At 72.3% G+C, this 18,860-nt stretch carries 17 protein-coding genes; 14 read left to right on the top strand and 3 right to left on the bottom strand.

Annotation, left to right across the window (positions count from 1 at the left end; translation table 11 throughout):
- Positions 1–149 precede the first annotated feature (149 nt).
- Positions 150–1,433: a polysaccharide deacetylase family protein gene (locus tag IE260_RS22935; protein ID WP_189874828.1), complete on the top strand. Its 1,284-nt coding sequence runs from the start codon at positions 150–152 to the stop codon at positions 1,431–1,433.
- A gap of 7 nt (positions 1,434–1,440) precedes the next feature.
- Here the strand turns inward: IE260_RS22935 and IE260_RS22930 are convergent, their stop codons facing one another.
- Entirely contained in the window at positions 1,441–2,421 is a 981-nt protein-coding gene (locus tag IE260_RS22930) for an ATP-binding protein (RefSeq protein WP_189874826.1), read from the bottom strand.
- Between the two features lie 101 nt (positions 2,422–2,522).
- Here IE260_RS22930 and IE260_RS22925 point away from each other — a divergent pair, with 101 nt between their 5' ends.
- On the top strand, positions 2,523–3,347 hold the full coding sequence (locus IE260_RS22925) for a Fic family protein (protein WP_189874824.1): 825 nt from the start codon (positions 2,523–2,525) through the stop codon (positions 3,345–3,347).
- 374 nt (positions 3,348–3,721) lie between these two features.
- Here the strand turns inward: IE260_RS22925 and IE260_RS22920 are convergent, their stop codons facing one another.
- Entirely contained in the window at positions 3,722–4,555 is an 834-nt protein-coding gene (locus IE260_RS22920) for an HAD family hydrolase (RefSeq protein ID WP_189874822.1), read from the bottom strand.
- 588 nt (positions 4,556–5,143) lie between these two features.
- Here IE260_RS22920 and ssd point away from each other — a divergent pair.
- From ssd to IE260_RS22885, 7 genes are all read left to right on the top strand, one after another.
- A complete protein-coding gene (gene ssd, locus IE260_RS22915) occupies positions 5,144–6,259 on the top strand; it encodes a septum site-determining protein Ssd (RefSeq protein ID WP_189874820.1) in 1,116 nt (371 codons plus the stop codon).
- Positions 6,256–7,524 carry a TadA family conjugal transfer-associated ATPase gene (locus IE260_RS22910; RefSeq protein WP_373303386.1) on the top strand — a complete coding sequence of 423 codons (1,269 nt, stop codon included), beginning with the start codon at positions 6,256–6,258 and terminating at the stop codon, positions 7,522–7,524. Before ssd ends, IE260_RS22910 begins: the two co-directional genes overlap by 4 nt.
- Entirely contained in the window at positions 7,521–8,393 is an 873-nt protein-coding gene (locus tag IE260_RS22905) for a type II secretion system F family protein (protein ID WP_189874818.1), read from the top strand. The genes IE260_RS22910 and IE260_RS22905 overlap by 4 nt, the downstream gene beginning before the upstream one ends.
- The gene (locus IE260_RS22900; RefSeq protein WP_189874816.1) at positions 8,390–9,184 is read left to right on the top strand and encodes a type II secretion system F family protein; all 795 of its coding nucleotides are present in this window, start codon (positions 8,390–8,392) and stop codon (positions 9,182–9,184) included. The genes IE260_RS22905 and IE260_RS22900 overlap by 4 nt, the downstream gene beginning before the upstream one ends.
- A 72-nt stretch (positions 9,185–9,256) precedes the next feature.
- Positions 9,257–9,481, top strand: a complete 225-nt coding sequence (locus IE260_RS22895; protein WP_189874814.1) for a DUF4244 domain-containing protein — start codon at positions 9,257–9,259, stop codon at positions 9,479–9,481.
- On the top strand, positions 9,468–9,845 hold the full coding sequence (locus IE260_RS22890; protein WP_189874812.1) for a TadE family type IV pilus minor pilin: 378 nt from the start codon (positions 9,468–9,470) through the stop codon (positions 9,843–9,845). The genes IE260_RS22895 and IE260_RS22890 overlap by 14 nt, the downstream gene beginning before the upstream one ends.
- Positions 9,846–9,864: 19 nt before the next feature.
- On the top strand, positions 9,865–10,392 hold the full coding sequence (locus IE260_RS22885; protein WP_189874810.1) for an Rv3654c family TadE-like protein: 528 nt from the start codon (positions 9,865–9,867) through the stop codon (positions 10,390–10,392).
- Here IE260_RS22885 and sftH read toward each other — a convergent pair.
- Positions 10,334–12,811 carry a DEAD/DEAH box helicase gene (gene sftH / locus IE260_RS22880; RefSeq protein WP_189874808.1) on the bottom strand — a complete coding sequence of 826 codons (2,478 nt, stop codon included), beginning with the start codon at positions 12,809–12,811 and terminating at the stop codon, positions 10,334–10,336. The genes IE260_RS22885 and sftH overlap by 59 nt on opposite strands.
- A gap of 82 nt (positions 12,812–12,893) precedes the next feature.
- Here sftH and bldG point away from each other — a divergent pair, with 82 nt between their 5' ends.
- The 5 genes from bldG (at position 12,894) to IE260_RS22855 (ending at position 18,850) form a co-directional block, all read left to right on the top strand.
- Positions 12,894–13,235, top strand: coding sequence for an anti-sigma factor antagonist BldG (bldG, locus tag IE260_RS22875; RefSeq protein WP_003975386.1), 342 nt, complete (start codon positions 12,894–12,896; stop codon positions 13,233–13,235).
- 105 nt (positions 13,236–13,340) lie between these two features.
- On the top strand, positions 13,341–13,772 hold the full coding sequence (locus tag IE260_RS22870; RefSeq protein WP_189874806.1) for an ATP-binding protein: 432 nt from the start codon (positions 13,341–13,343) through the stop codon (positions 13,770–13,772).
- 293 nt (positions 13,773–14,065) lie between these two features.
- Positions 14,066–16,471, top strand: a complete 2,406-nt coding sequence (locus IE260_RS22865; RefSeq protein ID WP_189874804.1) for a sodium-translocating pyrophosphatase — start codon at positions 14,066–14,068, stop codon at positions 16,469–16,471.
- A gap of 228 nt (positions 16,472–16,699) precedes the next feature.
- Complete coding sequence (locus tag IE260_RS22860) at positions 16,700–17,284, top strand: small secreted protein (protein WP_189874802.1); 585 nt, start codon at positions 16,700–16,702, stop codon at positions 17,282–17,284.
- Positions 17,285–17,323: 39 nt separating this feature from the next.
- Positions 17,324–18,850 (top strand): DUF7059 domain-containing protein, encoded by a 1,527-nt coding sequence (locus tag IE260_RS22855; protein WP_229881096.1) that lies wholly within the window; start codon positions 17,324–17,326, stop codon positions 18,848–18,850.
- Positions 18,851–18,860 lie beyond the last annotated feature (10 nt).

The following is an 18,860-nucleotide window of genomic DNA, read 5'->3' as shown; positions in this document are numbered from 1 at the left end:
GAGAGTGAAGCCGCATTTTTATCGGCTTGTCGTACTAATTCCTTCTCGCTCGCGTGCGACCTTGGCGGCGCTGACGGCACGTCCCGGCTCAGCACCCGACATCGCCCTCATCGGCGTTGGCCCGAGAGAAGGAAGAAGGTGGGCGGAACATGGTCGCCACCCACAGGCTCGCCGCGGGCGCCGCGGGCGCCGCGATCGCCGCGGTCTGCGCCGCGTCGCTCGCCGGTTGCGCAACCGGCACCAGCGGTTCCGATCCCGGCGAAGGGGCGTACGGCCCACAGAAGGGGAATGCGGCGCCGCCCCGGAAGGTGCTCCGGCTGATCGGCGACGGCTCCACCGCGTTCACCGGAGCGCAGCCCCACCTGCCCCGGCCCGAACGGCTCAAGCCCGGCCAGAAGCCTCCGCAGTTCGTGGTGTTCTCCTGGGACGGTGCCGGCGAGGACAGCCAGAAGCTGTTCTCGCACTTCCGCAAGGTGGCCAGGGACAACAACGCGACGATGACGTACTTCCTGAGCGGCGTGTACCTGCTGCCGGAGGAGAAGCGGGGCCTCTACCGGCCGCCGCAGCACTCGCCGGGCCGCTCCGACATCGGCTTCAACGACGAGCAGGGCATCACCGACACCGTCAGGCAGTTGCGCCAGGCGTGGCTGGAGGGCAACGAGATCGGCACCCACTTCAACGGCCACTTCTGCGGCAGCGGCGGCGGGGTCGGCGAGTGGACCGTCCAGGAGTGGAAGGACGAGATCGACCAGGCCAAGCAGTTCGTGAAGACCTGGAAGACCAACACCGGGCTGAGGAACGCCGCGCCGCTGCCCTTCGACTACGACAAGGAGCTGATCGGCGCCCGCACCCCCTGCCTGGAGGGCCAGGAGAACTTCATGAGGGCCGCCGGTGAGATGGGCTTCCGCTACGACAGCAGCGGCGTCAACAACCAGGTCTGGCCGAAGAAGAAGCAGGGACTGTGGGACCTGTCACTGCAGCTGGTGCCGTTCCCCGGGCACACCTTCGAGCAGCTCTCCATGGACTACAACTTCATGGTCAACCAGTCCGGCACCGAGACCCAGGGCGACCCCGCCAAGCACGACTACTGGGGTGCCCAGATGCGCGACGGCCTGCTCCAGGGCTTCCAGCGTGCCTACGACGGCAACCGCGCGCCGCTGATCATCGGCAACCACTTCGAGTCCTGGAACGGCGGCGCCTACATGCGCGCCGTCGAAGAGGTCATCGAGCGGGTGTGCACCAAGGACGAGGTCCGCTGCGTCTCCTTCCGGCAGCTCGTCGACTGGCTGGACGCCCAGGACCCGAAGACCCTCAAGAAGCTGCGCACCCTGGGCGTCGGGCAGGCGCCGAAGAGCGGCTGGGCGTCCTTCCTGTCGGCGCCCCCGGCACCGGCCCCCAAGGGCGTGCCGGGGGCGCCGGCGGGCAGGCCGTAGCCACCGGTCAGGCCGGGGCTACGACCTCCTCGCCGAGAACGAAACCGGGGTCGACCTGCGCGGCCAGGTCGGCCCCCGTGCGCTCGTTGCCCCAACTGCGGGCGTTCTTGAGGTGGAAGTGCACCATCTGCCGTGTGTAGCGCTCCCAGTCCCGCAGCTCGTACGTCGCGTCGACGGCCGTGTGCAGGGCGCTGAGCGCACGGCGGTTGGCGTCCTCCAGGAGTTCGAACCGGGGCGGCCGGCCCTTCTCCATGGCGCGCACCCAGTCCGAGTGCCCGACGGTCACCAGCAGGTCGTCCCCGGCCTCCGCGCGGAGGAAGTCGAGGTCGTCCTCACCCTGCACCTTGTTGCCGACGACCTTGAGGGTGACGCCGAAGTCGCGGGCGTACTCCTTATACTGGCGGTAGACGGAGACTCCCTTCCGGGTCGGCTCGGCGACGAGGAACGTCATGTCGAAGCGGGTGAACATGCCGGAGGCGAACGAGTCCGAGCCGGCCGTCATGTCGACCACGACGTACTCGTCGCGGCCGTCGACCAGGTGGTTCAGGCACAGCTCCACCGCTCCCGTCTTGGAGTGGTAGCAGGCGACTCCGAGATCGGCGTCCGTGAAGGGCCCGGTGACCATCAAACGGACGGCCCCGCCGTCGAGTTCCACCGGTCGCGCGCAGGCGTCGTAGACCGGGTTGTCCTCGCGCACCCGCAGCAGGCGCGAGCCCTCGCCGGGCGGCGTCGTCTTGATCATCTTGTCGGCGTGGGCGATGCGCGGGTTGGTCCCGCGCAGATGGTCCTTGATCAGCGGAAGGTGCTCACCCATCGCGGGCAGCCCGGCCGCCTCCGCCTCGTCGAGGCCCAGCGCGGCCCCCAGGTGCTGGTTGATGTCGGCGTCGATCGCGACGACGGGCGCGCCGGTGGCGGCCAGGTGGCGGATGAAGAGGGAGGACAGGGTGGTCTTGCCGCTGCCGCCCTTCCCGACGAAAGCAATTTTCATGTTCACCAAGCGTAGTGGTGCGATAGCTGTACGTCGCATGAGGAAGTGAAGAAGACCACTCCTTCGTGGGGTGGGTGGCCGGGGTGCGTAGGGTCGTACCCATGAGTACGACAGGCGCGACCGCCGACCCGCTCGCGGCCCTGGGCGCACTGCCCGGCGTGGCCGAGTCCGTGGAGTCCGTACGCAAGGCCGTGGACCGGGTCTACGGTCACCGGATCATGCGGCGGCGCAGCAACGAGATCACCTCCGAGGCGGCGCTGCGCGGCGCGCGGGGCTCGGGGGCGCTGTCCGGTGCCGACTGGGCCCTGGAGGAGGTGCGCCGGCGCACCGACTTCAGCGGTGACGACGAGGCGCGCACGGTGGGTGCGGCGCTGCGCCTGACCGCCGAGGCCGGCCAGCTGCTGTCCATCTGGCGGCAGTCGCCCCTGCGGGTGCTGGCGCGGCTGCACCTGGTGGCTGCGGCGGACAAGGCCGACCAGGTGGGTCGGCCGCGCCAGGAGGGCGAACCGGTCGACGAGCCCCTGATCGAGCTGCCGCTGCCGGGCGCCGCCGAGGCGCACGGCCGCCTGGAGGGCCTGGCGGAGCTGATCATCGCGGGCGGTTCGGCTCCGGCGCTGGTGACGGCCGCCGTCGTGCACGGCGAGCTGCTCGCGTTGCGTCCCTTCGCCTCGCACAACGGGCTCGTCGCGCGCGCGGCCGAGCGCATCGTCCTGATCGGCAGCGGTCTGGACCCGAAGTCGGTGTGCCCCGCGGAGGTCGGCCACGCCGAACTCGGCCGGGCGGCCTATCTGACGGCGCTGGACGGCTACGTCTCCGGCACGCCGGAGGGCATGGCCGCCTGGATCGCCCACTGCGGCAGGGCGGTGGAACTCGGCGCACGCGAGTCGACGGCGGTGTGCGAGGCGCTGCAGCGCGGAGCGGCGTAGCCGCAGCGGGGCGCGGCGCAAGAAATGCGGCGGTACGAGGGCTCGTACCGCCGCTGGCATGGCCACCGAGTTACCAAGCGTCCTCGATATGTTGCCCATCAGGTCGGGAACTTCGCCCGTCACCTGGTGCGGCTGGCCCGTAATCGACGGGTCGACGTCGCGTGGGTGCCCGGTTTTCATGCTCGGTCCGTGGGGCCAATTGCGTTCTTAAGGTGATCCTTTCGGATGTCCTTGGTCTCGCGGGCCGTTAAGTCCTTTGTACTCCCCGTCAGGAGCAAGCGGAAGTCCTCACCGCACTTTTTACTTTTGGGTTCAAACATGCTCGGAACGGGCGTCGCCCCCGACGGGACGGGCGGCCGCCGGTGGAGCGGCGGTCAGGCCACGGGCGTCCGGCGCCGGCTCGCGTACCAGACGAGGCCCGCGGTGGCCGCCGCGGCGCCTATCGCGGCGACGGCGACCAGTGCCGGACGCGGCGGTACGGAGAGGGCGGGGATCCGCTGCTTGAGCCGGACGGGCCGGTGGAAGTCGAGAATCGGCCACTCGCGCGCGAGGGCCTCGCGGCGCAGCGCGCGATCCGGGTTCACGGCGTGCGGATGGCCGACGGCCTCGAGCATCGGCAGGTCCGTCGCCGAGTCGCTGTAGGCGTAGCAGCGGGCGAGGTCGTACCCCTCGGACGCGGCCAGCTCCCTGATCGCCTCGGCCTTGGTCGGGCCGTACGCGTAGTACTCCACCTCCCCGGTGAAGCAGCCGTCGTCGCCCACCACCATGCGGGTGGCCACCACCCGGTCCGCGCCGAGCAGCTCCCCGATCGGTTCGACGACCTCGGCGCCCGACGTGGAGACGATCACGACGTCGCGGCCGGCTGTGTGGTGCTCCTCGATCAGGGAGGCGGCCTCGTCGTAGATGATCGGGTCGATCAGGTCGTGCAGCGTCTCGGCGACGAGCTCCTTGACCTGCTGGACGTTCCAGCCACGGCAGAGCGCGGACAGGTACTGGCGCATCCGCTCCATCTGGTCGTGGTCGGCGCCCCCGGCGAGGAAGACGAACTGGGCGTACGCGGTGCGCAGGACGGCCCTGCGGTTGATCAGCCCGCCTTGGTAGAACGACTTGCTGAAGGTGAGCGTGCTCGACTTCGCAATGACCGTCTTGTCCAGGTCAAAGAAGGCCGCTGTGCGGGGCAAGGAGTGGTTTTCCACGCCCCAGAGCATAGGTGCAGCCCATTCGGCGTAAGGTGGGGCGCGTGGGTTTGCCTGAGAGGGCTCTCGGGTACACCATGGAAGTCACGGATCGTTCGCGACCGTGCTAACCCGGTCCGACTCCTCCCCCCCCGAGTCGGCCGTGGAGACGACCCCCGCTCTCCCCCCCGGCGGGGGTCGTCGCATGTCCGGGTGGGTTTTCCTCTTGTCCGCGTGGTTCAGGTGTCGTGCTCGGCGCCCATGGGTCGCGGCTTTGCCATGCTCCTGATCGTTCACTCTGTGTAGTCACAGGGCTGCTCTGCGGATGGTGTGCGCGGGGCGTGGCGGGCTTGCGTGGGCTCACCGGTATGGGTGATGGCGATATTCACAACTGTCGAGTTGTCCACAGTTATCGACCAAGATCCACACGATTTCCCGGATCGCTGCACCGTGATTCCCACGCGTCCGGCCGTGCCGACTTCACGACCGGTTCCGTTTGTCGGACGCCTATGGCCGGATTTGGTCGGCCGTTCATATGGAGACCGTCACCGGGGCTTCACACGTCGGGGAACCGCGGGGCCGCAGGGGCCGCGCGAGAGGCAGCGAAGGGGGACGCAGGACATGGCTGGAAACGTGACACACGATCCACCGCCCGCCGCCGGAGGGCGGCAGAGCGGACCGCTGATCGTCACCGAGGACACCGAACTCCTGGACGACCTACTGCGCCTGTGCGCCGCTGCGGGAGCCACCCCGGAGGTGCACCACTCGATGCCCTCGGCGGCCGACGGCCGGGGCGGCTGGGAGGGCGCGCCGCTCGTCCTGGTCGGCGACGACGCCGCACGGCGGGTACGCGGGGCCGCGCGCAGACGCGGCGTGGTCCTCGTCGGCCGCGACCAGGACGACCCGGGGGTCTGGCGGCGGGCCGTCGAGATCGGCGCGGACCACGTCCTGATGCTGCCCGACGGAGAGCAGTGGCTGGTCGACCGCATCGCCGACGTCGCCGAGGGAGTCGGCCGGCCCGCCCTCACCGTCGGCGTCATCGGCGGCCGGGGCGGTGCCGGGGCGTCCACGCTGGCGTGCGCGCTCGCCGTCACCTCCGCGCGGGAGGGTCTGCGCAGCCTGCTGGTGGACGCCGATCCGCTGGGCGGCGGACTCGACGTGCTCCTCGGCGGAGAGACGGCCGAGGGGCTGAGGTGGCCCGCGTTCGCCGCCTCGCGGGGCCGGGTCGGCGGCGGCGCCCTGGAGGAGTCACTGCCCGAGCTGCACTCGTTGCGGGTGCTGAGCTGGGACCGGGGGGACTGCGTCGCGGTGCCGCCGCAGGCCGTGCGGGCGGTCCTCGCCGCGGCCCGGCGCAGGGGCGGCACGGTCGTGGTCGACCTTCCGCGCCGGATCGACGACGGGGTCGCCGAGGTGCTCGCCCAGCTCGACGTCGGGCTCCTGGTCGTCCCGGCCGAACTGCGCGCCGTCGCGGCCGCCGGGCGGGTGGCCTCCGCGGTCGGCATGGTGCTGCGAGACCTGAGGATCGCGGTACGCGGGCCGTACGCGCCCGGGCTCGACGACCGCGAGGTGGCGAGGCTGCTCGGACTCCCGCTCGCCGGTGAGGTCCCTGCGGAACCCGGGCTGCTGCGCGCGGCCGGGGGCGGTGAGCCGCCGGGCGCGGCCCGGCGGGGGCCGCTGGCGCGCTTCTGCCGCCAGTTCTGGGAGCGGGCGCTGGTGGAGGCGGGTGGGGCCGGATGAGGGCGTCGGTGGTTGTCGCGCGGGAGGGAAGCGGGGCAGTGGGAGGCTTTGCCGGGGCGGGTGCCGAGACGTCCCCAGAGGCCGGCTCCGGGCTGCTCGACGGTGTGCGGAGGTGGCTCGCCGAGCGCGGGGCGGAACCGACGCCCGCGCGCGTGGCGCAGGCGCTGAGGGAACAGGGGCGGGTGCTCGGGGACGCGGAGATCCTCGGTGCCGCCGAGCAGTTGCGGTCCGAGCTCGTCGGCAGCGGGCCCTTGGAGCCACTGCTCGCCGATCCGTCGGTGACCGACGTGCTGGTGTCCGCCCCGGACCGGGTCTGGGTGGACCGGGGCGGCGGCCTGGAGCTGACGCCAGTCTCCTTCGCGGACGCCGGGGCGGTGCGGCGGCTCGCGCAGCGTCTCGCCGCGGTGGCCGGACGCCGGCTCGACGACGCCCGGCCCTGGGTGGACGCCAGGCTGCCCGACGGCACCCGGCTGCACGCGGTGCTGCCGCCGGTCGCCGTCGGCTGCACGTGCCTGGCGCTGCGGGTGGTACGGCCACGCGCGTTCACGCTCGACGAACTGGTGGCGGCGGGCACCGTGCCGCCGGGCGGGGACCGCGTGCTGCGCGCGCTGCTGGGCGCGCGGCTGTCGTTCCTCGTCAGCGGCGGTACCGGCAGCGGCAAGACGACGCTGCTGAGCGCGCTGCTCGGGCTCGTCGGGCCGGGAGAGCGGATCGTGCTCGCCGAGGACTCGGCGGAGCTGCGGCCGGACCATCCGCACGTCGTCCGGCTGGAGACCAGACCCGCCAATCAGGAGGGCGCGGGCCTGGTCACCCTGGAGGACCTCGTGCGTCAGGCGCTGCGGATGCGGCCGGACCGTCTCGTCGTCGGCGAGGTGCGCGGCCCCGAGGTGGTCCATCTGCTCGCCGCGTTGAACACCGGTCACGAGGGCGGCTGCGGCACGGTGCACGCCAACGCCGCAGCGGACGTACCGGCACGACTGGAAGCGCTCGGTACGGCCGCCGGACTGGACCGGGCCGCGCTGCACAGCCAGCTGGCGGCGGCCCTGTCCGTGGTCCTGCATCTGGTCCGCGACCGCGCGGGGCGCCGGCGGATCGCCGAGGTGCACGTCTTGGAACGGGACCTGTCGGGGCTGGTGCGGACGGTGCCGGCGCTGCGCTGGGAGGCGGAGGCGTTCGCCCGTGAACGCGGGTGGGAGCGGCTGCGGGAGCTGTTGCGCGGGACGGGCCTCGACGCCCGAGCCCTACGAAGGGAGATGTGCAGGTGACGGGTACGGGGCAGTGGGCGACGGGGGCGGCCCTGGTGTGCCTGGGGGCCGCGGCGTGGCTGACCGACGGACGGCATCCACAGGCGCGGCGCGCGCGGCTGATGCTGGCGGGCGGCGGGACGTTCGGGACCGGGCCGCCTGTGACGCGCCAGGTGTCGGACCGGCTGCGGCGTGTCCGGGGGCGGCTGCGGGCCGAGTGGTGGTCGCTCGCGGCCGGGCTGGTGCTGGCCGTGCTGGGCAATTCGGTGGTTCCGGTCGTCGCGGGGGCGGCCGGGGTGCCGGTGCTGCGGCGGATGCGGCTGGCGGGGCAGGCCCGGCGGGCCCGCGAGATCCGGCAGGACGCGGTGATCGCGCTGTGCGGTGCGCTCGCCGGCGAAGTGCGGGCGGGGCGGCAGCCGGGCGAGGCGCTGCTGTCCGCCGCACACGACTCCGGAGGGCTCGGCGACGCGCAGGCGGCGGTGCTGGCGGCCGCCCGGTTCGGCGGGGACGTCCCGGGTGCCCTCGCGGCGGCGGCGGGGCAGCCGGGCGCCGACGGGCTTCGGGGCCTCGCGGCGTGCTGGCAGGTGGCCGTCGACCAGGGCGCCGGCCTCGCGGCCGGGCTCGACCGGCTGGAGGGGGCACTGCGCGCCGAACGGGATCAGCGTGCCGACCTGCGGGCCCAGTTGGCGGGCGCGCGTGCCACGGCGGTGATGCTCGCCGGCCTGCCGGTCCTGGGGCTCCTCCTCGGCGTCGCGCTCGGCGCCGACCCGCTGCACGTGCTGCTGCACACCGGAGCGGGGCTGGGCTGCCTCCTGGCCGGCGCGGTGCTGGAGGGCCTGGGGGCGTGGTGGGTCGTGCGGATCGTGCGGCGAGCGGAGGCGGCGGCGTGAACGGGGACGTTGTCCACAGGCTGGGGGCAGTGGTGGGGACGGTGCTGGCCGTCGGCTGGCTGGTGCGCCGGATCGGAGCCGTCCGGCGGGAACGGAGGGTGCGCAGGAGGCTCACCGGCCTGCTGGCCCCGGAGCCGGCGCGCACGGCCCCGCGCTTGGAGGTGCTCGGCGTCGCACGCGACGGGCTGCCCCTGGTGGGCACGGTGTGCGCCGGCTGGGTGCTCGTCGGTGGTGTCGCCGGTGTCCTGGTGGGGCTGGCGGCCGCGGCCGGGCTGTGGCGATGGCACAGGCGGCGGTCGGTGGCCGACAGGACCGCTGCGGAGACCGTGGCCGCGGAGGCGGCCCGCCGGCTGCCGCTTGCGGCCGACCTGCTGGCGGCCTGCATCGCGGCGGGCGCCGGTCCGGTACTCGCGGCGCGGGCCGTGGGCGACGCCCTCGGCGGTCCCGTCGGGGAGGCGCTGGCGCACGGTGCGGCGGAAGTACGCCTTGGCGGGGAACCGGGGGGCGCCTGGCGCGGGCTGGCCGCGATTCCCGGCGCCGGGCCCCTGGCGCGGCTGCTGGAACGGGCCGCCGTGTCCGGCCTGCCCGCGGCCGGACCGGTTGCCCGGATCGCCGCACAGGCCCGCGCCGACTGGGCGCGCGCCACGACGGCCCGGGCCCGCCGGGCGGCCGTGCTGATCACCGCACCGGTGGGGCTGTGCTTCCTGCCCGCGTTCATCGCCGTGGGTGTGCTGCCGGTGGTGATCGGGCTCGCGGGCGGAGTGCTGGGAGGGGGAGGAGGTGGTGGATGACGGGGTGCCGGCAGGTGAGCGACCGACGGACGAGCGAGTGAGTGACAGGACCGGATTCCTACGGGGGTTGTGATGTATCAGGCGGTACGGGCACGGCTGCGTGCCCTGGTGTGCGGGGCACGGGCGGCGCGGCGACGGGCCGCGCGGAGGGACGCGGGAATGGTGACGTCCGAGTACGCGATGGGCATCGTCGCGGCGGTGGCGTTCGCGGTGGTCCTCTACAAGGTGCTGACGAGCGGGGCGGTCAGCGCGGAACTGCAGGCCATCGTGAAGCAGGCGCTCGATGCGCGGATGTGAGCGGAAGTGGCGCAGAGGAGCCGACCGGGGTTTCGTGACCGCGGAGACGGCTGTGGTGCTGCCGGTACTAGCGGTGTTCGCGATGGGGCTGGTGTGGGCGCTGCTGGTCGTGGCCGCCCAGATCCAGTGCGTGGACGCGGCCAGGACGGGCGCCCGTGCGGCGGCCCGGCAGGACCCGGCCGACGCGGTCGTCGAGGCCGCCCGGGAGGCGGCACCGCGCGGAGCGCAGGTCACGGTCGAAAGGGAGGCGGACCGGGTCCGCGTGGTCGTCGTGGCCGCGCCGCCGCTGCTGCAGGGCCTGCCGTTCGAGGTGCGGGAGGAGGCCGTGGCGGCCGTGGAGGGCACGGCGGGGGCGGCGACGTGATGCGGGGGGAGACGAGCTGATGGGCGGACACTCGTGCCGTCCGGCGATCGGACGGGGGTCGGATCGCGGGTCCGCGACCGTGTGGAGCATGGGGGCAGTCGCCGTGCTCTGCCTGGTGTTCGGTGTGGTGCTGGCCCTGGGGCAGGCCGTCGTGGCACGGCATCGCGCGGCCGGCGGCGCCGATCTCGCGGCGCTCGCGGCGGCGGACCACTGGGCCCGGGGCGGTGAGGCCGCGTGTGCCCGGGCGGACGGCATCGCGCGGGCCCAGGGGACGCGGCTCGTGCGGTGCGTCCTGACCGACCGGATCTCGGACGTGACGGCGGCGTCGGGACGGGGGCCCTTCGCGGCGGAGGTCCGGGCGAGAGCGGGGCCGCCCGCACCTGCCGGCCCCCCGCCCGCCGCCGGCCTTCGGCCTGCTGGCTCTCTCCCCGCCGGCTCTCTGCCTGCCGGTCCTCTGCCTGCGGGGCCACCGGTCGACGGCCTTCGGGCTACTGACCGTCCGTCTGCAGGCGTTCCCCCGCCTCCGCCCCCCGCAGCAGCTCCGTGAGGAGACGCACGGCTCCCCTCTTGTGCAGTGGCTCGTTGCCGTTGCCGCACTTGGGGGACTGGATGCAGGACGGGCAGCCCGCGTCGCACTCGCAGGATGCGATGGCCTCGCGGGTGGCCGCGAGCCACGCGGAGGCCGTGTGGAAGGCGCGCTCGGCGAAGCCCGCGCCGCCGGGGTGGCCGTCGTACACGAAGACCGTCGGCAGCAGCGTGTCCGGGTGGAGCGGCACCGACACGCCGCCGATGTCCCAGCGGTCGCAGGTCGCGAACAGCGGCAGCATGCCGATCGACGCGTGCTCGGCGGCGTGCAGGGCCCCGCCGAGGATCTCCGGGTTCACCCGGGCCGCGTCCAGCTGGTCTTCGGTGACCGTCCACCACACCGCGCGCGTGCGCAGCGTCCGAGGAGGGAGGTCGAGCTTCGACTCGCCCAGGACCTCGCCGGTGATCAGGCGCCGGCGGAGGAAGGAGACGACCTGGTTGGTGACCTCGACCGAGCCGTAGCACAGGCGGCCGTCGCCCCACGGGACCTCGACGTCCGTCTCCAGGACGGAGATCGTCGTCGTGTCGCGGGCGACCGTCGAGTACGGCGGGGAGGCCTGCTCCACCAGCGCGACGGAGTTCTCCAGGTCCAGGGAGCGCACGAGATACGTGCGGCCCTGGTGCAGGTGCACGGCGCCCTCGTGGACCGCCGTGTGGGCGGCCTCGGCGTCGACCGTGCCCAGCAGCCGGCCCGTCCCGGCCTCGACGACCTGGACCGGCGGTCCGCCCGCGCCGCGGATGTCGGTCAGGTCGGCGGCCCGTTCGCGGCGGGTCCAGTGCCAGGCCCTGGTCCGGCGGCGCAGCAGCTTCGCGGCCTCCAGCTGGGGGAGCAGCTCCTCGCACGCGGGGCCGAACAGCTTCAGGTCCTGGTCCGTCAGCGGCAGCTCGGCCGCCGCCGCGCACAGGTGGGGGGCGAGGACGTAGGGGTTGTCCGGATCGAGGACGGTGGACTCCACCGGCTGGTCGAACAGGGCCTCCGGATGGTGGACGAGGAAGGTGTCCAGCGGGTCGTCCCGGGCGACCAGCACCGCCAGTGCCCCCTGCCCGGACCGCCCCGCCCGGCCGGCCTGCTGCCACAGCGACGCCCGTGTGCCGGGGTATCCGGCGATCACCACGGCGTCCAGACCGGAGATGTCGACGCCGAGTTCGAGGGCGTTGGTCGCCGCGAGGCCGAGGAGCTCGCCGGAGTGGAGGGCGCGTTCGAGGGCGCGTCGCTCCTCGGGGAGGTAGCCGCCGCGGTATGCCGCGACGCGCCGGGCCAGCGACCGGTCGACCTCGGCCAGCCGCTCCTGGGCGATCACCGAGATCAGCTCGGCGCCGCGCCGGGAACGCACGAAGGCGATCGAGCGCATGCCCTGCACGGTGAGGTCGGTGAGCAGGTCGGCGGCCTCGGCGGTGGCCGTGCGGCGAACCGGTGCGCCCTTCTCGCCCTCCAGTTCGGTCAGCGGCGGCTCCCAGAGGGCGAACACCAGTTCACCTCGCGGGGAGGCGTCGTCGGCGACCTCCACCACCGGCAGGCCGGTGAGCCGGCGGGCCGCCACCGAGGGCTCGGCGGCGGTGGCGGAGGCGAGCAGGAACACCGGCGACGCGCCGTAGCGGGCGCACAGCCGGCGCAGCCTGCGCAGCACCTGGGCGACGTGGGAGCCGAAGACGCCCCGGTAGGTGTGGCACTCGTCGATGACGACGTACTTCAGCGCCTTCAGGAAGGAGGACCAGCGGGGGTGGGACGGCAGGATGCCCCTGTGGAGCATGTCCGGGTTGGTCAGGACGTAGGTGGCGTACTGGCGGATCCACTCCCGTTCCTCGTACGGGGTGTCGCCGTCGTACACGGCGGCGCGCACCGACGCGCCGAGCGGCTGTGAAAGTTCCTTCACCGATCGGCACTGGTCGGCCGCGAGGGCCTTGGTCGGGGCGAGGTAGAGGGCGGTCCCGCCGCGGCCGTTGGGGGCCTCGGAGCCGTCCAGGAGGGTGGACAGGACCGGCACGAGGTAGGCCAGGGACTTGCCGGAGGCGGTTCCGGTGGCGACGACGACCGAGTCGCCGTCCAGGGCGTGCTCGGCCGCTTGTGCCTGGTGGGCCCACGGGTGTTCGATCCCCGCGGTGCGCACCGCCGCGATCACCTCCGGGCGAATCCGGTCCGGCCAGACGGCATGCCGACCCGCCCGTGGGGGCAAGTGCTCCGTATGAGTGATGCGCGCAGCCCGGCTCGGCCCCGAGGCGAGCCGGCCCAGGACCGTGCCCGGTTCCGGCCGGGAGACGGGCTCCGCCGGGGATCGATCGGTTCGGTGATTCTTGGCCATCGGCACCGAGTGTGTCACCGGCGTGACGGACAATGGGACCAAGGCGTCGTGCACGCCTGCCGGTAAGTGATTGAATGCCATCGCGGCTGGCGAACCGTCCTGGGGGCTTCAAGCCGAGGTGTCCCGAGGGACGACCGCTCGATAGCAAGGTGCTGGAGGATCCGTGGACCTGTCCCTGTCGACCCGTACCGTCGGCGATCGTACGGTCGTCGAGGTCGGTGGCGAAATTGACGTATACACCGCGCCCAAGCTGCGCGAGCAGCTGGTCGAGCTGGTGAACGACGGGAGTTTCCACCTCGTCGTCGACATGGAGGGCGTGGACTTCCTCGACTCCACCGGGCTCGGCGTGCTGGTCGGCGGCCTGAAGCGGGTGCGTGCCCATGAGGGCTCGCTGCGCCTGGTCTGCAACCAGGAGCGCATTCTCAAGATCTTCCGTATCACCGGCCTCACCAAGGTGTTCCCGATCCACACCTCGGTCGAGGAAGCGGTGGCGGCCACCGACTGACGACCGCTCCCGGGCCCAGGGCCCGGGACACAGAGTGGAACCGGGGGCCCGGGCCGTGCGCGGCCCGGTCCCCCGAGAGCACGCCCGTAGTTCTGAGGGGGATGCATGGCCACCGTTGAACTCCGCTTCAGCGCGCTGCCCGAGCACGTCCGGACCGCCCGTCTGGTGGCGGCCGCGGTGGCACGCAGGGCCGGGGTGGACGAGGCCGTCCTCGACGAGGTCAGGCTCGCCGTCGGCGAGGCCTGCAGCCGGGCCGTCGGGCTGCATCGGAACGGTGGCATCACGGCGCCGGTGAAGGTGGCGCTGATCGAGGACGAGAAGCAGTTCTCCATCGAGGTCGGCGACGAGGCGCCGCACGCGTCCTTCGTGTCCGGGGCTCCCGGAGCCGGGAGCGACGACGTGGAGGCCGAGGAGGACGAGATGGGCCTCGCGGTCATCAGCGGCCTCGTCGACGACGTGGAGGTCACGGCGGGCGAGGACGGCGGACTGATCCGCATGACCTGGCCGACCACGCCCCGGATCGTTCCGCTGGCCTGACACCGCCGCTCTCCCGCGAAGTTCACCCGAAGGGCCCTCACGTGGGGCCCTTTGCCATGTGCGGAGGACAAGGCCCGCGCATACAGTGGTTCCGTGCGGGAGTTAAGTGAATTCATTCACGATCAACCGCACGGGTAAACGGATCACGGCCGCGTTCCCGAACTCAATGCTTTTGGCGCATTACGCTTTCCGGTTGACAGGCCAATTCTATTTGTCGTGCACTGTTTTGATCGGGTTCCGGTACCTACAATCCGTCCACATCTTGAGCTCAGCCCAAGCGTCAAGGAGGACGAATGGCGGAGCTTTCTACCCCTCATCAGCTGGGTGATCCCTCGACCTTCGCGGCCGCGGTGCTGACCGACGGGAACCGCGTGCTGGTCGCGGTCATCGCGGTCGTCGCGTTGGCCGCGCTGGTGCTCGCGGGCGTCCTGGTGCGCCAGGTGCTCGCGGCGGGCGAGGGAACCGACAGCATGAAGAAGATCGCAGCGGCCGTCCAGGAAGGCGCGAACGCCTATCTGGCCCGGCAGTTGCGCACGCTCGGCGTATTCGCCGTCGTCGTGTTCTTCCTGCTCATGCTGCTGCCCGCGGACGACTGGAATCAGCGTGCCGGACGATCGGTGTTCTTCCTGATCGGCGCGGCGTTCTCGGCAGCCACCGGCTATATCGGCATGTGGCTCGCCGTGCGCAGCAATGTGCGTGTCGCCGCGGCGGCACGGGAAGCGACACCGGCCCCGGGCGAACCGGAAAAGGATCTCACCCTCGTCTCGCACAAGGCGACGAAGATCGCTTTTCGCACGGGCGGCGTGGTCGGCATGTTCACGGTGGGACTCGGCCTGCTGGGCGCCTGCTGCGTGGTGCTGGTGTACGCGGCCGACGCGCCGAAGGTCCTGGAGGGCTTCGGCCTGGGTGCCGCACTGATCGCGATGTTCATGCGCGTCGGTGGCGGCATCTTCACCAAGGCCGCCGACGTCGGCGCCGACCTGGTCGGCAAGGTCGAGCAGGGCATTCCGGAGGACGATCCGCGCAATGCCGCGACCATCGCCGACAACGTGGGCGACAACGTCGGCGACTGCGCGGGCATGGCGGCCGACCTCTTCGAGTCCTACGCCGTGACCCTGGTGGCGGCGCTGATCCTCGGCAAGGTGGCCTTCGGCGACTCCGGGCTGGCGTTCCCGCTGCTGGTGCCGGCGATCGGCGTGGTCACGGCCATGATCGGCATCTTCGCGGTGGCGCCCAGGCGGGCCGACCGCAGCGGCATGAGCGCGATCAACAGGGGTTTCTTCATCTCCGCGGCGATCTCGCTGGTGCTCGTGGCGGCGGCCGTCTTCGTCTACCTCCCCGGCAAGTACTCCGACCTCGACGGCGTCACCGACACCGCGATCGCGGGCAAGGACGGCGACCCGCGGATCCTCGCGCTCGTCGCGGTGGCGATCGGCATCGTGCTCGCCGCCCTGATCCAGCAACTGACGGGCTACTTCACCGAGACCACCCGGCGGCCCGTCAGGGACATCGGCAAGACCTCGCTCACCGGTCCCGCCACCGTCGTCCTCGCCGGTATCTCCATCGGTCTCGAATCCGCCGTCTACACCGCCCTGTTGATCGGCCTGGGTGTCTACGGGGCGTTCCTGCTCGGCGGCACGTCGATCATGCTGGCGCTGTTCGCGGTGGCGCTGGCCGGCACCGGCCTGCTCACCACGGTCGGCGTGATCGTCGCCATGGACACCTTCGGGCCGGTCTCCGACAACGCGCAGGGCATCGCCGAGATGTCCGGCGACGTCGAGGGCGCGGGCGCACAGGTGCTGACCAACCTGGACGCGGTCGGCAACACCACCAAGGCGATCACCAAGGGCATCGCGATCGCCACCGCCGTGCTCGCGGCGGCGGCGCTGTTCGGCTCGTACCGCGACGCCATCACCACCGGTGCCAGAGAGGTGGGCGAGAAACTCAGCGGCGACGGCGCTCCCATGAGCCTGATGATGGACATCTCGCAGCCCAACAACCTCGTCGGGCTGATCGCGGGCGCCGCGGTCGTCTTCCTCTTCTCGGGGTTGGCGATCAACGCGGTGTCGCGGTCGGCGGGTTCGGTGGTCTTCGAGGTGCGACGGCAGTTCCGTGAGAAGCCCGGGATCATGGACTACAGCGAGAAACCGGAGTACGGCAAGGTCGTCGACATCTGCACCAGGGACGCCCTGCGCGAACTCGCCACGCCCGGGCTGCTCGCCGTGATGGCGCCCATCTTCATCGGGTTCACGCTCGGCGTGGGGGCCCTCGGGGCGTTCCTCGCGGGCGCGATCGGCGCGGGCACGCTGATGGCGGTGTTCCTCGCCAACTCCGGTGGAGCCTGGGACAACGCCAAGAAGCTCGTCGAGGACGGCCACCACGGCGGCAAGGGCAGCGAGGCGCACGCGGCCACCGTCATCGGCGACACGGTCGGAGACCCGTTCAAGGACACCGCGGGCCCGGCGATCAACCCGTTGCTGAAGGTCATGAACCTGGTGGCGCTGCTCATCGCACCGGCGGTCATCAAGTTCTCCTACGGCGCCGACAAGAGCATCGGTGTACGGGTGCTGGTCGCGCTGGTGGCGCTGGGCGTCATCGTCGCGGCGGTGTACGTCTCCAAGCGGCGCGGAATCGCCGTGGGTGACGAGGACAACACCGACCGGGAGCCCAAGTCGGCCGATACGGCGGTGGTTTCGTAGACGGTTCCCGGGCACCCGCACACGCCTCGGCGGACCGTCGTACGAGGTCCGGCTCAAAGCACGGGCGGGCGGCGCGCGTTGACGCGTCGTCCGCCCGTGTCGTGCGTGTGCGCGCCGTTCTTCGTGAGCCTTCTCTCGCTTGGTGCAAATGGCTGCAATAACGGTCTTAACGGATGTTCGTCCTGCAGGGGTCCCCCATCCGGCGTGTATGTTCCGGGGCCGAGAGCCATGGAAGGGACCAATCCGGTGAACAAGAAGCTCGCGGCCGCACTGTCCGGCGGTGCGGTACTGGTACTGGCGCTGTCGGGATGCAGCAGCGACGACGGCGACGACAAGCTGGACTCCTGGGCCAAGCAGGTCTGCGACGGCGTACAGCCGCAGGCGAAGAAGATCGAGGCCGCCAACGCGTCGATCCAGAAGCAGACCTCGGACAACAGCACGCCGGAAGAAGTCCAGGAGACCGACGCGAAGGCGTTCCAGGACATGTCCGACGCCTACAAGGCGATGGGCGGCACCGTCCAGAAGGCCGGGGCGCCGGACGTCGAGGACGGCGAGAAGAAGCAGAAGGACGCCGTCACCGAACTCAACGGCCTCTCCGCGTCGTACGCCTCGCTGAGGAAGCAGGTGGAGGCCCTCGACACCGACGACCAGGCGAAGTTCGCCGACGGTCTCAAGGACATCGCCACCGAGCTGAACAAGCTCAGCAAGAGCGGCAGCGACGCGCTGAAGACCCTGGAGGAGGGCGAGGTCGGCAAGGCGATGGCCAAGCAGCCGAGCTGCAAGTCGGCCTCCGCGTCCGCGACGGCGAGCTGACGGCCGCTCCAGCGGCCCGGGGGAGGGCGCGGGTTCACAATGGGGGGCGTGAGTAACGCCAGCCTCTCCCCCCTGCCCTCCGCCGACCACCCCGATGTCACCGCGCGGTTGCGGGACGCCCTGCTCGGGGCCTCCTTCACCGCCGACGGACTGCTGGAGCTGCTCGGCGCCCCCGCCTACGCGGCGCTGTCGCGCAGCGAGACCGTGCCCGCGCTCCGGGCCACCCGCGGCGACACGCCGCTGGAACTGCTCGTGCGGCTGTTCCTGCTCCAGCAACCGGTGTCCCACGCGCGCGTGGCGGACGTCCTGCCCGTCGACGGGTGCCTGGAGAGCGGATGGCTCGTCCGCACGGGCGGCGACGAGGTGGCCGCCACGGTGGACGTACGGCCCTACGGCGGGCCCGGCGGCGAGGACTGGTTCATCGTCTCCGACCTCGGCTGCGCGGTCGGCGGCGCCGGTGGCATCGGCAGCCGCGCGGAGGGCGTCGTCCTCGGGGTCGGCGGCGCGTCCACGACGCTGGCCGGCATCACCGTCCGCACGCCCGTCGCCGCCGCCCTCGACCTCGGCACCGGCTCCGGCATCCAGGCGCTGCACGCCGCCCGGCACGCCACACGCGTGACGGCGACCGACGTCAACCCCCGCGCGCTGGACATCACCGCGCTCACGCTGGCGCTGTCCGGTGTCCCGGCCGCCGATCTGCGCGAGGGCTCGCTCTTCGAGCCGCTGCGGAACGACGAGACGTACGACCTGATCGTCTCGAATCCGCCGTTCGTGATCTCCCCGGGCGCCCGGCTCACCTACCGCGACGGCGGGATGGGCGGGGACGACCTGTGCCGCACGCTCGTCGGGCAGGCGGGGGAGCGCCTGAACGAGGGGGGCTTCGCGCACTTCCTCGCGAACTGGCAGCACGTGGAGGGCGAGGACTGGACGGACCGGCTGCGCTCCTGGGTGCCGCGGGGCTGCGACGCCTGGATCGTGCAGCGCGAGGTGCAGGACGTCACGCAGTACGCCGAGCTGTGGCTCAGGGACGCCGGGGACCACCGCGGCGACGTCGCCGAGTACCAGGCGCGGTACGACGCGTGGCTGGACGAGTTCGAGGCGCGCAAGGTCAGGGCCGTCGGCTTCGGCTGGATCACGCTGCGGAAGACCGGGTCCGCCGAGCCCTCGATCACCGCCGAGGAGTGGCCGCACCCGATCGAGCAGCCGCTCGGCGAGACGGTGCGGGCGCACTTCGACCGCGTCGACTACCTGCGGACGCACGACGACGCCGCCCTGCTCGAAGCGAGCTTCACGCTGGCCGGCGAGGTCGTCCAGGAACAGGTCGGGCTGCCCGGCGCCGAGGACCCCGAGCACGTCGTCCTGCGGCAGAACCGCGGTATGCGCCGGGCCACCCGGGTCGACACGGTGGGCGCCGGGTTCGCGGGCGTCTGCGACGGCACCATGAGCGCCGGCCGCATCCTGGACGCCATCGCCCAGCTGGTGGGCGAGGACCCGGTGGCGCTGCGCGACCGCACGCCCGCCCAGATCCGGCTGCTGGTGGAGCAGGGTTTCCTCGAACCGGCGTAGGGACGTGCCG

Origin of the sequence: Streptomyces viridiviolaceus (genome assembly GCF_014650995.1) — a bacterium.
Taxonomy (GTDB): domain Bacteria; phylum Actinomycetota; class Actinomycetes; order Streptomycetales; family Streptomycetaceae; genus Streptomyces; species Streptomyces viridiviolaceus.
Note: the sequence above shows the minus strand (reverse complement) of the source record. Positions and strands in the feature narration are given on the sequence as shown.